General features: G+C 34.2%; 13 protein-coding genes. 11 read left to right on the top strand and 2 right to left on the bottom strand.

Annotated elements, in window-relative coordinates:
• Window positions 1–14 precede the first annotated feature (14 nt).
• The 5 genes from BLQ19_RS04665 to BLQ19_RS21720 all read left to right on the top strand — a co-directional run bounded on the left by BLQ19_RS04665 (window position 15) and on the right by BLQ19_RS21720 (window position 5,691).
• A complete protein-coding gene (locus BLQ19_RS04665; protein ID WP_074537565.1) occupies window positions 15–1,307 on the top strand; it encodes a M20/M25/M40 family metallo-hydrolase in 1,293 nt (430 codons plus the stop codon).
• Between the two features lie 4 nt (window positions 1,308–1,311).
• The gene (locus BLQ19_RS04660) at window positions 1,312–2,091 is read left to right on the top strand and encodes an aldose epimerase family protein (protein ID WP_074537564.1); all 780 of its coding nucleotides are present in this window, start codon (window positions 1,312–1,314) and stop codon (window positions 2,089–2,091) included.
• 73 nt (window positions 2,092–2,164) lie between these two features.
• Window positions 2,165–3,892, top strand: a complete 1,728-nt coding sequence (locus BLQ19_RS04655; protein WP_074537563.1) for a SulP family inorganic anion transporter — start codon at window positions 2,165–2,167, stop codon at window positions 3,890–3,892.
• A gap of 130 nt (window positions 3,893–4,022) precedes the next feature.
• Entirely contained in the window at window positions 4,023–5,432 is a 1,410-nt protein-coding gene (locus tag BLQ19_RS04650; RefSeq protein WP_074537562.1) for an MBL fold metallo-hydrolase, read from the top strand.
• Window positions 5,433–5,562: 130 nt separating this feature from the next.
• Window positions 5,563–5,691, top strand: coding sequence for a hypothetical protein (locus BLQ19_RS21720; RefSeq protein WP_302846550.1), 129 nt, complete (start codon window positions 5,563–5,565; stop codon window positions 5,689–5,691).
• A gap of 7 nt (window positions 5,692–5,698) precedes the next feature.
• Here BLQ19_RS21720 and BLQ19_RS04645 read toward each other — a convergent pair whose 3' ends face one another.
• Window positions 5,699–7,072 carry an exonuclease domain-containing protein gene (locus BLQ19_RS04645; RefSeq protein WP_074537561.1) on the bottom strand — a complete coding sequence of 458 codons (1,374 nt, stop codon included), beginning with the start codon at window positions 7,070–7,072 and terminating at the stop codon, window positions 5,699–5,701.
• Between the two features lie 423 nt (window positions 7,073–7,495).
• On the opposite strand from BLQ19_RS04645, the gene BLQ19_RS04635 reads away from it, so the two are divergent.
• The 4 genes from BLQ19_RS04635 to BLQ19_RS04620 all read left to right on the top strand — a co-directional run bounded on the left by BLQ19_RS04635 (window position 7,496) and on the right by BLQ19_RS04620 (window position 10,121).
• Window positions 7,496–7,810 (top strand): hypothetical protein, encoded by a 315-nt coding sequence (locus BLQ19_RS04635; RefSeq protein ID WP_074537560.1) that lies wholly within the window; start codon window positions 7,496–7,498, stop codon window positions 7,808–7,810.
• A gap of 69 nt (window positions 7,811–7,879) precedes the next feature.
• Entirely contained in the window at window positions 7,880–9,175 is a 1,296-nt protein-coding gene (locus BLQ19_RS04630; protein ID WP_074537700.1) for a phosphoribosylamine--glycine ligase, read from the top strand.
• Between the two features lie 6 nt (window positions 9,176–9,181).
• Complete coding sequence (locus BLQ19_RS04625; protein WP_024479416.1) at window positions 9,182–9,631, top strand: GNAT family N-acetyltransferase; 450 nt, start codon at window positions 9,182–9,184, stop codon at window positions 9,629–9,631.
• 67 nt (window positions 9,632–9,698) lie between these two features.
• On the top strand, window positions 9,699–10,121 hold the full coding sequence (locus tag BLQ19_RS04620) for a response regulator (RefSeq protein WP_024479417.1): 423 nt from the start codon (window positions 9,699–9,701) through the stop codon (window positions 10,119–10,121).
• 16 nt (window positions 10,122–10,137) lie between these two features.
• On the opposite strand, the gene BLQ19_RS04615 is transcribed toward BLQ19_RS04620, so the two are convergent.
• A complete protein-coding gene (locus tag BLQ19_RS04615) occupies window positions 10,138–11,442 on the bottom strand; it encodes a dipeptidase (protein WP_074537559.1) in 1,305 nt (434 codons plus the stop codon).
• Window positions 11,443–11,796: 354 nt separating this feature from the next.
• Here BLQ19_RS04615 and BLQ19_RS04610 point away from each other — a divergent pair, with 354 nt between their 5' ends.
• Both BLQ19_RS04610 and BLQ19_RS04605 read left to right on the top strand, forming a co-directional pair.
• Window positions 11,797–12,210 (top strand): hypothetical protein, encoded by a 414-nt coding sequence (locus BLQ19_RS04610; protein ID WP_074537558.1) that lies wholly within the window; start codon window positions 11,797–11,799, stop codon window positions 12,208–12,210.
• Between the two features lie 151 nt (window positions 12,211–12,361).
• Window positions 12,362–13,444: an efflux RND transporter periplasmic adaptor subunit gene (locus BLQ19_RS04605; protein ID WP_074537557.1), complete on the top strand. Its 1,083-nt coding sequence runs from the start codon at window positions 12,362–12,364 to the stop codon at window positions 13,442–13,444.
• Window positions 13,445–13,451: the final 7 nt, after the last annotated feature.

Here is a 13,451-nt window from a genome sequence, read left to right as displayed (position 1 = left end):
TTTAAAATAACGCTATGAAAAAACATTACATCTTCCTTTGTTTACTAGCACTTTCATTAAATGGATTTTCTCAGAAATTATCCAAAACTGAAAAAAATATAATAGCAAGTGTTGAAAGAAATAATGCAGAAGCAAAGCAATTTTTAGAAAAAGTAGTCAATATAAATAGCGGAACTTTAAATCTTGAAGGAGTAAAAGAAGTAGGTATTGTCTTTAAAGATGCCTTTGATGCTATTAACTTCAAAACGAATTGGATAGAAATGCCGGCGGAATTAAATAGAGCAGGTCATCTGTTTGCTGAAACTTCAGGGAAAAAAGGTAAAAAACTTTTATTAATTGGTCACTTAGATACTGTTTTTGAAAAAGATAGTCCATTTCAAAAGTTTGAAATGATTAATGATAGTGTTGCACATGCTCCTGGAGGTAACGATATGAAAGGGGGAAATGTTATAATTCTGTATGCTTTAAAAGCTTTGCATGATAACGGATTATTAAAAAATGCTCAAATAATTGCTGCTTTCACGGGTGATGAAGAGAGTACAGGAAAGCCTTTGACTATTAGTAGAAAAGATTTAGTAGCTGCAGCAAAAGAAAGTGATATTGCTTTAGGATTTGAAACTTCTACAGGATTTAACTATGCAACAGTTGCTCGCCGTGGTTCTTCTAGTTGGGAAGTTGAGGTTACGGGAAAAAGAGCTCATTCTTCCGGAATATTTAATGAAACTACGGGGGCTGGTGCTATTTTTGAAATGTCTAGAATTCTTAACAGTTTCTATGAAGATGTAAAAGGAGCGGAGTATTTGACTTTTAATCCTGGAGTTTTATTAGGAGGTACATTTATTGATTATGATACAAAGACAGGAAAAGGAAGTGCTTTTGGCAAAACCAATGTGGTGGCACAAACGGCACTCGTGAAAGGGGGACTCCGATTTATGTCTGAAGAGCAAAAAGAAAATGCTAGGAATAAAATGCGTGAGATTGTTGCGAATAATTTACCCAATACTTCTGCCACAATATCTTTTGAAGACAGCTATCCTGCAATGGGACCTACAGCTGGTAATTTAAATCTTTTAAAACAATTAAATCAAGTAAGTCTAGATTTAAACCAAGGAGAAGTTATCGCTTATGATCCAGGTAAAAGAGGTGCGGCAGATACTTCTTTTGTTGCTGCGTATGTAGACGCATTAGATGGTTTAGGAACTATGGGTACAGGAGCACATACCCCAGAAGAAACGGTTAATCTAAATACAATAGAAGCATTAACGAAAAGAACGGCAATTTTAATTTATAGATTAATACATCAATAAAATTATGACAACACTTTCTTATAAGAACCAAACGGTACACATTGATGCAGGAGAATTGGTAAGTTATCAAGTAGCGGGCCAAGAATATATTCATCAAAAAGGGAGTCCAGGGTGGCGTAACGCAGATACGGAAATGTTTCCTATCATCGGCCCTACGGCAGATGCTAATTTTAGAGTAGATACACCAAAAGGACCGGCTGTCCAAGATCAACATGGTTTACTTCGTGAAATGAAGTATCAAGAAGTTTCAAGAACTATAACCGATGCTACATTTGAAAAAAAATACAAGGCAGGAACTTTGATTCAGAATTCTAAATATCCAGAAAAATCAACGGAGGAATTCTTGCAATGGCCGTATGATTTTACCTTTAAAAAAATTATAACACTTTCGGAAGAAGGTTTAGAAGTGCGTTTTGTAATTTCAGGAGTTTCAGGAATGCCTTATATGTTAGGGTACCATCCCGCTTTTAACTTAGTAACCGATAATCCAACCATCCATGTGGGGACAAAGGAAATAAGTCTAGAAGATGTTTTAGTCGTAGGGAGTAGAGCCTTACAGGTGGCGCAGTGCAAAGAGATTACCCTAAAAGACAAAAATACCATACATATAAAGACAGAAGGTTTTGGGAATTTTATGTTTTGGACAGAAGTAAAAAATATGGTGTGTATTGAACCTATTACTTTTTATCCGTATGCCGTGAAACAGGAGCATCTTGCGGAGGGCTTTTCCATACTTGGTTCAGAAGATGCCATTTACAAAATGACAATTTCTGTTTCTAATTAAATATTTGAATTCCAGTATTTCATGGGTAACCTAGGTTACTTAGAGAACTAAAAATTAAGCATAAATTTGACGAATGCAAAAATACATTCCGATATTGAAGTGGTTGCCTACCTATGATAAACGCAACCTTTCTAAAGATTTAATAGCAGGTCTTACCGTAGGAATCATTTTGGTTCCACAGGGTATGGCTTATGCTATGATTGCAGGTTTACCACCTGTATTTGGTTTGTATGCGGCACTTTTTCCGGTGTTAATGTATATGGTTTTTGGTACTTCACGGCAAGTGTCTGTAGGTCCAGTAGCTATGGACTCTCTTTTGGTAGCGGCTGGTTTAGGAGCCTTGAGCATTATTGGTATAGAAAATTATGTGGCCATGGCCATCCTATTGGCTTTTATGGTAGGAGTCATCCAGTTTTTATTAGGGGTGCTAAAAATGGGTTTTTTAGTAAATTTTTTGTCACGACCTGTTATCAGTGGTTTTACTTCTGCCGCGGCTTTTGTGATTATCTTTAGTCAGTTAAAACATTTATTAGGAGCGCCAATAGAAAGTAGTAAAATATTTCATCAATTAGTAATCAATGCATTTGATAAATTCGGAGAATCAAATTTGTATGATTTCGCTATTGGCCTATCAGGGATTATAATCATTTTAGTATTTAAGAAAATTAATAAAAAAATTCCAGCAATTTTGATTGTAGTAATTCTAGGTATTTTAGCTGTGTACGGTCTTAATCTAGAGCAGTACGGTGTTCACGTAGTAGGGGCAATTCCTACTGGGCTGCCTATTTTTTCGCTGCCAACAATAGCTTTGGAAAATGTATTAAGCCTGTGGCCCATAGCCTTAACCTTGGCATTAGTAGGATATTTAGAGACTATTTCTATAGGGAAAGCATTGGAAGAAAAATCAGGAGAAGAAACTATAGTTGCCAACCAAGAATTGGTAGCCCTAGGCTTAGGGAATATTGTAGGATCATTTTTTCAATCCTATTCCTCTACAGCTAGTTTTTCAAGATCAGCAATTAACGGTGAAGCAGGAGCAAAGACCAATTTATCAGCCTTGTTCAGTGTTGTTATGGTTATAGGAACCTTACTTTTTCTAACCCCTGTTTTTTATTATTTACCTAAGGCTGCTTTAGCAAGTATAATCATGGTTTCTGTAATTGGATTGATAGATGTGGCGTATGCTAAACAATTATGGCACAAACGAAAAGATGAATTTGTTGTATTATTAATCACCTTTTTTGTAACTCTTTTTATTGGTATTCCTCAAGGAATTTTAATAGGCGTACTAAGTTCTCTCTTATTGATGGTATATAGAACCTCAAATCCGCATTTTGCTGTTCTAGGAAATATAAAGGATACAGATTATTATAAAAATATTACACGGTTTGCAGATGAGGTAATCAATAGAGAAGATTTGCTTATAGTTCGTTTTGACGCACAATTATACTTTGGAAATGTAGGTTTTTTTAAGAACCAATTATTTAAAGAAATTGATAAAAAAGGCATTAAATTAAAAGGAGTAATTCTAAATGCAGAGGCAATTAATTATATTGATTCTACAGGAGCACAAGCTTTGACAAAAGTAATTAGGGAGATTCACGATAGAAATATGCAATTCTATATTGCCGGCGCTATAGGGCCTACCAGAGACATTATTTTTAATAGTGGAATTATCAATGAGCTGCATAAAGAATTTTTATTTGTAAAGATTAAAGAAGCCGTGGCGTGTTTTGATGATCCTAGCTCTGTCTCTAGTTTAAAAGGGAGAGTAGCGTATCAAAATCAGTTTAGAGTGTAACTAATGTTACTGACAACGTATGTAAGTTTATGTACTTTTGAAGTAAGGAGTAGTAGATAAATTAATATAAATTGATTAGTATTCATTAAATTTCAAATGATGGCGCTTATCAAGATAAAATAATAGAGATATGAAGATAAAACAAATATATACCGGATGCTTAGCACAGGGTGCTTACTATATTGAAAGTAAAGGAGAAGTGGCTATTATTGATCCGCTAAGAGAAGTAGGTCCTTATATGAAAAGGGCAGCGAATGATAAGGCGAAAATAAAGTACATTTTTGAAACTCATTTTCATGCAGATTTTGTTAGCGGTCATGTTACTTTAGCTAAAGAAACAGGGGCTGCAATTATCTACGGACCTAATGCAAACCCTTCTTTTGATGCTATCATTGCTACCGATGGTCAGGAGTTTACAGTAGGAGATATCACTATTAAGGTATTACATACTCCAGGACATACTATGGAAAGCTCTACGTTTTTACTAAAAGATGAAAATGGAAAAGACCACGCTATTTTCTCTGGAGACACCTTGTTTTTAGGAGATGTGGGTAGACCAGATTTAGCCCAAAAAGCAGCAGATATGACGCAGGAACAGTTGGCAGGAACACTGTTTGATAGTCTACGTAATAAGATTATGCCTTTGGCAGATGACGTTATTGTATATCCTGCTCATGGTGCAGGATCTGCATGTGGTAAAAACATGATGAAGGAAACGGTAGATACCTTAGGGAATCAGAAGAAAATGAATTATGCTCTTCGTGCAGATATGACGCGAGAAGAGTTTATTAAAGAGGTGACAGACGGACTTTTACCGCCACCGAAATATTTTCCTCTAAATGTGAAAATGAACAAAGAAGGTTATGAGGATTTTGATGAGGTTCTAGAACGAGGAACCACAGCCTTAACTCCAGATGCTTTTGAAGTAGCGGCGAATGAAACGGGTGCTATAGTACTGGATGTTCGTCATCAAAATGATTTTGTAAAAGGACACATACCACGCTCAATATTTATTGGATTAAATGGTGATTTTGCTCCATGGGTGGGTGCATTGATTGCAGATGTAGATCAATCTTTATTACTTGTAACTCCAGAAGGCAAAGAGGAAGAGGCAATTACTAGGTTATCTCGGGTTGGTTTTGATGGGACTATAGGTTTCTTAAAAGGTGGATTTGATGCTTGGAAGAAAGCAGCTAAAGATTATGACACGATTACATCTGTGCCAGCTTCTGAAGCCGTGAAGACCATAGCAGCAAAACATACTCCTGTATTTGATGTACGTAAAGAGACAGAATTTTTATCAGAGCATGTGAAAAGTGCAGAAAACACGCCTTTAAGTTCTTTAAATGATTATCTAGCAGAATTTCCTGAAAAAGAAACTTTCTTTGTGCACTGTGCAGGAGGATACCGGTCGGTTATTGCAGCATCTATTTTAAAGAGTAGAGGAATTCATAATTTAATAGATGTAGCAGGTGGTTTTGCAGCCTTAAAAGCAGATGGAGCGGAAGTAACAGAGTATGTTTGCCCAACAACATTATAGAAAAAATAGAATTTTATAAAAAGACCATCAGCAATTTGTTGATGGTCTTTTTTATCTCTTTTATGATTTTTATCATTTTTATTGGTTGGGGGTAGCACTAATTTTACACGCTAAATAAACCTAATAAATTATGAATATGCTAGCCATATCTTTAGTAAACTGGAACAACGGAATTGTCATGATCGGAATTTTTGCAGCCGTATGTATTTCTTTAGTTTTAATTATTATTGCATTTATCAATAGTGAAAAGAAAAAATAATAGCGGGTTATTTTGTAGCCACACTATAAATATTACCCTCATTTTTGATTACATAATTGGCTATTAATCGTTCTGTTTCAAAAGTATTTTTTTGCGGAGTGATAAACGGTGTTAGGTCGTCAATATTTTCAATCGCTATCTCATTTTCTACAAAGCCATATCCCATATAGGTATTATCTTGAATAAGGATGACTCCAGACTCATCTAGGGTTCTTCCTTTTTCTCTAATGATAAAGTTTACATTTTTAGACTGGATATCGTTTATGGCAGTTTTAACTTTGGTATTGTACGCTTCAATAGGCTCTGTATCTCTGCAGATGCCTTCGCACTCTAAGATATCATAATGTGAACATGCTGTTACATTTTCTTGTAAATGGCAGAATTTAGGACATAGTTTGTAGGTTTTGCAAAGCTCCTGTAAAAAACTTCTGCAATCTGTTTTTGAGTATAAAATATGAAAAGCATTAGGAGCCATTTTCAGGGTGTTCCAAGCTAAATGCATTACTCCGTTACGGTCTTCATACGTAAATATTCCAAAAGGTTGAATCTTTTTTTTCTGCGCTCTATTGTATTCGGGATAGTGCTGTTTGATTGCATCAGATTCCATCAACAATGCCAGTAGTTCACTCCCTGAAAGTTCAAAATCTAGGGCAGAGGTATTTTGACATAACGTAATCTCTTTAGTAGATTTATCATAGAAATGGCTGAGCACTCTTTTCTTTATATCTATAGCTTTCCCTACATATATAATTTTACCCTTGGCATTTTTAAAAAAGTAAATACCAGGTTCATTAGGTAACTTATCAAAATCAGATTTTGGCAATCCGGGCGGTAATGTAGCTTCCTGAGAACGTGCATTTAAAAACGACTTAAATACCTCGTCAGCATCCTCCGCTCGTAGTAATTTTTCAAATAAAATAGTGGTTGCTTCGGCATCACCTCTAGCCCTATGTCTATCTGTAAGCGGTATCTCTAAGGCAGCACATAATTTCCCTAAACTGTAGCTATTATACCCTGGGATTAGTTTTCTAGACAAACGTACGGTGCACAGTTTTTTACGAATAAAGTCTACCCCAATAGATTTAAACTCGTGTTTTATGATATTGTAATCGAAATTTACATTGTGTGCAACGAAGATGGTTTCCTTCGTAATTTCTAATATTTTATCAGCAACTTCAGCAAATTTAGGGGCATTACACACCATATTATTATCGATGCCTGTGAGGCCCGTAATAAAGTATGGAATTTCGGCTTCTGGATTTACAAGCGTTGTAAATTCATCTATGACATCATATCCGTCATATTTGAAAATAGAAATCTCTGTAATTTTATTGCCTTCAATGCCATTTCCTGTAGTTTCAATATCTATAATTGTATACAAAAGCCCTTTTTTTGTAGCAAAGTTACGGTATTTTTAAGCATGAAATATTCTTGAAAATATTTGAAAAACATGTTTGTTTTTTTACTTCATTTGTACTATAATTTTTGTGTTTACCCTAATAGGGAGGGCACCTTGAAGAAAAATATTTATTTCGGGTTTTTGAGTATTTTGAAATCATTCTCAAAAGCATTCCATAGTTTGGAAGACCGATTATTAGGCCAGATTTCTTACTTCAGATCTATTAAAGAATTTCATTTTTTGACTGTGAAAAATGAACGTACTATTCGTATTTTATTATTAAAACCCATTACGAGCAAAGCATAGAAAGCTGTTATTATTACCACTGGCATACCAGGTATGAAGGGTAAGTGTCTATTAATTCAACCAAAAAAATATAATGCTAATTAATTAACAATAACAAATATGAAAATAGCAGCAATTTCCATTTTACTATTAATAACCTCTTTTCTAAAAACAAATCAAGATACTTTAACAGTTACTGCAACCTATGAAGGTGTAGATGACGGGGTGTATTATTTCTCATCAGAAGAAGATTTTAATACCTATGCTTTTAAAGAAATAGAAGATGCAGCTAGTTCTAAATACAACATGGCCGATAGAAAATTAATAGGGATCGACTTTGAAGTTACCTATACATCTGAGGAGTTTTTAGATGAAGAAAACGAGACGTATGAAGTTTTAACGATTACAGATTTAAAACTAATTAAGAAAAATTAAATATATAGATAAGTGGGTATAGCCTTTTTGGTTATACCCTCTTATCACATACCTAAACAGCATAATAAATTGCGAAAAATAATTCAGGTTGAAAAGAATTTTTTATTTATCTCTCGCTGGGGAGAATCATTAGATATTGCTTATGCTACCTTACAAGAAGGTAATGAAGTAAAATTCTACATAGAAGACAAAGCGTCTAAAGAAATTGGATACGGTTTTGTAAAGAAAGTACAGGACTGGAAAAAGCATGTTGATTGGGCAGATGTACTAATTTTTGATTATACCGGAAACGGAAAAGTATGTCAAGAATTACGTGCGCAAGGTAAATTGGTTTTTGGAGGTACGGAATATACAGATGCCTTAGAACTAGACCGTAATTTTGGACAAGAAGAGCTTAAAAGACATAAGATTAATATTCTACCTTTTAAAGAGTTTGAGACTTTTAAAGAGGCTATAAAGTATGTGGAAGGGAATCCTAATGCCTATGTCATAAAACCATCTGGTGAAACACAAGAGTTAAAGCAATTGCTTTTTGTGGGTAATGATGACTCTGGGCAAGATGTAGTCCGAGTATTGAAAGCTTACGAGAAATCTTGGGGAGATGATTTTGGTACCTTTCAACTGCAGCGAAAAGTAAAGGGAGTAGAGATATCTGTTTCTGCTTTTTTTAATGGTATTGAATTTTTAACGCCGATAAACATCACCTTCGAGCATAAAAAATTATTCCCTAAGGAGCTGGGAGTATCAACAGGAGAAATGGGGAGTAGTATGTTTTGGGTCAAAGATTCTCCAATTTTTGATAAAACGCTTAGAAAAATGGAAGCGATACTTGCCAAAAACAATTTTTTTGGACATATAGATTTAAACTGTATTGTAAACGGACATGGCATTTACCCATTAGAGTTTACTTCTCGTTTTGGTTTTCCGCAAATTTTTATTCAACGCGCAGGAATAACAGAGCCCATTGGTGAGCTGTTATATAAAGTAGCTTCTGGACATAAATTTCAACTCCAAGTAAAAAAGGGTTTCCAAGTTGGTGCTTTTGTAGTCGTACCACCATTTCCGTATGAGGATAAAAAAACCTTTGAGTTATTTTCAAAAGATGCGGTAGTAATTTTGAAAAAGGATAGTTTGGAAGGGATACATCCCATGCATTTAAAAATTGTTAACGATCAGTGGCTCATTACAGGAAATACTGGGATAGCCTTGTTAGTAACAGGAACTGGTTTGACGATGAAAGATGCGCAAAAAATGATGTATAATCGTATTAATACGGTCATTATAAACAATTGTTATTATCGTACAGATATAGGTGATCGTTGGTTTGAAGATTCGGATAAATTATGGTCTTGGGGACTCTTATAAAAAAGTATGGCGTTAGATTTTTCTAAATATGTAGGTCCTCCAGGTACTTTTATTGATATGCTACCCTTAGATTGGCAAGATGCGCTAAAAGTAGTTTGGAGCAAATTATCCGGAACTTCAGAAATTGTTGTTCTAAAGGAAGAGGGCGCTATTCTGGCAGGAGGAATTATTTTCAAAGAAATGACTGCAGATATGCAATTGTTTAAAGAAGTAGCAGAAAAGCTATTAGCGTCAAATAGTTATTATATTGGATATTTATGGGTTATAGAGGCTAGAAGAGGAGAGAATTTAGGCTCTCTATGGTTGCAAAATATACGGCAGGAGTATCCGAGCAATTCTTTTTGGTTGACCATTGAAGAAGAAGGCCTAAAACAATTTTATGAGAAAAATGGTTTTCATTTATTTTCGAAAAAAGAGAGCAATGGTGAAAAAGAATGGTTGCTAAAATCAAATTAAAGCAGAAGTTCTTTTGTTGTTATAGGATTTGTCTTACATTTGTTGTTCGTCTTTGATTCTGAATGCTATGAAAATCGACACTGTTTGTATTATTGATGATGATCCAATATTTGTATACGGGACAAAAGTTATTTTAAATAGCAATGGTAAATTCTGCTCTACAATTACGGTTTTTGAGAATGGCCAAGAAGCCTTAGATGATTTGGAGGCATTGCTAAAGTCTAATCAAGAACTTCCAGAAGTAATATTTTTAGATTTAAATATGCCAATTATGGATGGTTGGGATTTTTTAGATGAATTCTGTAAAATTCCAGATATAGAAAGTAAAACAAGAGTGTATATTTTAAGTTCTTCTATTTTTTCTGGAGATATAGAAAAATCAAAAGAATATAGTATTGTAAAAGACTTTATAAGTAAACCCCTTACCGATATAAAATTCGAACATCTTTTAAAGGAGATAGAGAATGAAAGAATAGGTAGAACAGCTTAAGTTCTACCTACTCTTTTTATAGAGTTTTAGCAACTGCTTGTACTTTATCTAAAACACGAAGTAAGTTGCCTCCCCAAAGTTTAGCAATATCTTCCTCAGAATACCCCCTTTTTACCAATTCTAAAGTTACATTATAGGTTTCAGCGGCATCATCCCAACCTTCAATTCCGCCACCACCGTCAAAATCAGAACTTAAGCCTACATGATCAATACCTATCAATTTTACTAGGTAATCTACATGGTCAATAAAATCAGATACATTTACGGCAGGAGGGGCGTTTGTATCTGTCGCCACTAGTTCTTTTCCAATTTTTTTCACTTTAGTATAATCAGCAAAAAAAGCTTTCTTTTCATCAGCACTAAGGGCTCCTATTTCGGAACGCTCATAAAGTTTAAGGTCAAGAGAATCGGCTATTTTAGTGTAAATACCTTTCAGGTAAGCAGCTCTGGCCTCATGCTTTTCAGTATTTAGATAAGAACTAAAAGCTACCGTTTGTATAACACCACCGTTTTCTTTTAATAAAAGAAGTTGTTCATCATCTAAATTTCTACTGTGATCACAAAGTTTACGTGCAGAAGAATGGGAGGCGATGATAGGTGCTTTAGATAAAGCAATCATTTGCTTCATAGCTTCTTTAGATGGATGAGAAATATCAATCATAACCCCGAGCTTATTCATTTCTACAATTCCCTGTTTGCCTAAATCACTTAACCCATTATGAAGCCAAATACTATCATTTTCTCCTGTATTAGAATCAGAAAACTGACTATGGCCATTATGTGATAAGGAGATGTAACGAGCTCCTAAGTCATAATATTTTTTGAAATTAGAAAGGTTTTCTCCAATAGGGTAGGCATTTTCCACCCCAATCATTGCTACTTTTTTTCCTGCTTTATGAATTCTTCGTACCTCATCAGATGTAAGAGCTAATTCAATTTTCTCTGGAGCAATTTTTTCGCATAAAAGATGTATGGCATCAAATTTTTCTAAGGCATTAATTTCTGCTTTTTTATAGCCTGCAGGAGTTAAAGAATCTTGTCCTGTGTAAACAATTAACCAAGAAACATCTAAACCACCTTCTACCATCTTAGGAAGATTTATTTGAGTGTCTAAGCGTTGTGTGTAATTTATGCTATCTGTAAAATGTGCTACATTAATATCATTGTGAGTGTCTATAGTAATTACATTCTGGTGAATACGTTGTGCCTTTTGTTCTATAGTTTCTTCAGCTACTTCTTTAACCTCTTTTGGTTTCTCTTGGCAAGAAAAAAATAGTAAGCTTAGTAGCATAGGAAGGTAGGGAGTTAGTCTTTTTTTCATTTTGGTTTAAAGTTTTGATAGATTAATTAGTTCTCAGTACTAAACTTAAGCTTTTTTAATGGTATACTAAAAAGTATAAGAAAATGTGGACTTGAAATTAAGGGTTTGTAAAAATAGTGATGACACATTATAGTAAACCTATTTTAAGGGGGTAGTTATTGCGAATTGTTATTTAAAAGAAAGTTTAAATAATTGTACTTAGTTCTATTTTAGGACTGTAAATGGCCACTATTAGCAGTAAATACCGCTTATTTTTAGTGAAATAATAATACGTATTTAGAATAGGGAATTTAACTATTTTTAACAACCATATGTTTGTCCACTACGGTTTCATAGTATAATTTTGGTCCCTTGATGAAAAAGGCATTCGGGCAATTTTTACTTCTAATTTGCATTCTAATCACCAACGGATGCAATGCCAGTAACTCCAATGTTGGGGACTCCTTTATATTTCAAAATTTTAATTCTTTAGAACGTTACGGAAACTATTTGAATGACGATCCGTCAATTCTTCAGTTTGTAGAAGCGCAAGATTTCAATGCGCATAAAAGACATTTTGCCGAAATCTCAGATGTTGAAGAAGAGAATGAAGAGCGCGTTTCTTCTCAAGAAAAAATTAGTAACCTTACTTTTTCTGATCACTCTTTTGATCATGATAGTGTAAAACAGCTTTCTTACAAACTTTTAAAAGACATACGTTCTTTTGAAGCTAAATGCGTTGCAGTTTGTTTTAAACACTACGTGCGTTTTCAGGTGTATCGTATCTGATACATTCTTTGGTAGCCAACATCTTCCGTGTGCTACTTAGTATTTCTTTTTAAATTATTTACAACAAAACAGGTGAGTTCTAATCCAAATAGAATTTAGGCTTGCCGCTATTTCAAACTTAAAAAATCATTTATTTTAAACTAGTAAAACTATGAGTAAAACTCCTATGTTTATTGGCTTGCTTGTATTCTTAATGCTTACAAGCTGCGGAGCAAAAAAAGAGGAAAAACATGAAGAAACTAAATTTCTTGTTACCAGTCCTATTAAAAAAGACACCTCAATAACTAAAGACTATGTTAGTCAAATTCATTCTATTAGGCATATAGAAGTTCGTGCTTTGGAAAGAGGATATCTTAAAAACATTTCGGTGGATGAAGGACAAACAGTAAAAAAGGGACAGGCGATGTTCCAAATTATGCCTAATGTGTATCAAGCAGATTTACAAAAAGCAGCTGCAGAAGCAAAAGTTGCAGAAATTGAATTGAAAAACACACAATTATTAGCTGATGGTCAGGTGGTGTCAGAAAATGAACTTTCTATGGCTAAAGCTAATTTTGATAAAGCCAATGCTGAAGTGTCACTAGCAAAAATCCACTTAGGATTTACAAATATCACAGCACCTTTTGATGGGATTATGGATCATTTACATGTACGAGAAGGAAGCTTGTTAGATGAAGGAGAATTATTAACTACACTTTCTGATAATAGTAAAATGTGGGTGTACTTTAATGTTCCAGAAGCAGAATACTTAGATTATATCATGAGCTTTGATAAGAAGGAAAAGAAAGAAGTTAGGCTTCTAATGGCAAATAACAAACCATTTAATCAAAGTGGTATTGTAGAAACTATAGAGGCGGATTTTAATAATCAGACTGGAAATATTGCTTTTAGAGCAACCTTTAATAACCCAGATAGAATATTAAGACACGGAGAAACTGGGAGTATTTTAATGACCACTCCTTATAAAGATGCATTAATTATACCACAGAAAGCAACATTCGAAATTCTAGATAAAAAATACGTGTTTGTGGTAGATCAGGAGAATATTGTCAGACAGACTGAAATTTTTATCGCTGCAGAATTGCCCCATTTATACGTAATAAGTAAAGGTTTGAAGGCTTCAGATAAATTTTTGTTAGATGGTATCCGTATGGTGAAAAATAATGAGAAAATTAGCACTGAATTTATGGAACCTAATGAGGTGATTTCTAAGTTGGCGGTTTACGCTGAGTAATAAAACT

The sequence above is a fragment of the Cellulophaga baltica genome, assembly GCF_900102165.1.
Lineage (GTDB): Bacteria > Bacteroidota > Bacteroidia > Flavobacteriales > Flavobacteriaceae > Cellulophaga > Cellulophaga baltica.
The sequence above is the reverse complement of the archived record's forward strand: the minus strand, read 5'-3'. Positions and strand labels throughout refer to the sequence as shown.

Coding starts and splice junctions, on each gene's coding strand:
- BLQ19_RS04665 (WP_074537565.1), top strand. CDS start 15: ATGAAAAAACATTACATCTTCCTTTGTTTACTAGCACTTTCATTAAAT.
- BLQ19_RS04660 (WP_074537564.1), top strand. CDS start 1,312: ATGACAACACTTTCTTATAAGAACCAAACGGTACACATTGATGCAGGA.
- BLQ19_RS04655 (WP_074537563.1), top strand. CDS start 2,165: ATGCAAAAATACATTCCGATATTGAAGTGGTTGCCTACCTATGATAAA.
- BLQ19_RS04650 (WP_074537562.1), top strand. CDS start 4,023: ATGAAGATAAAACAAATATATACCGGATGCTTAGCACAGGGTGCTTAC.
- BLQ19_RS21720 (WP_302846550.1), top strand. CDS start 5,563: ATGAATATGCTAGCCATATCTTTAGTAAACTGGAACAACGGAATTGTC.
- BLQ19_RS04635 (WP_074537560.1), top strand. CDS start 7,496: ATGAAAATAGCAGCAATTTCCATTTTACTATTAATAACCTCTTTTCTA.
- BLQ19_RS04625 (WP_024479416.1), top strand. CDS start 9,182: ATGGCGTTAGATTTTTCTAAATATGTAGGTCCTCCAGGTACTTTTATT.
- BLQ19_RS04620 (WP_024479417.1), top strand. CDS start 9,699: ATGAAAATCGACACTGTTTGTATTATTGATGATGATCCAATATTTGTA.
- BLQ19_RS04615 (WP_074537559.1), bottom strand. CDS start 11,442: ATGAAAAAAAGACTAACTCCCTACCTTCCTATGCTACTAAGCTTACTA.
- BLQ19_RS04610 (WP_074537558.1), top strand. CDS start 11,797: ATGAAAAAGGCATTCGGGCAATTTTTACTTCTAATTTGCATTCTAATC.
- BLQ19_RS04605 (WP_074537557.1), top strand. CDS start 12,362: ATGAGTAAAACTCCTATGTTTATTGGCTTGCTTGTATTCTTAATGCTT.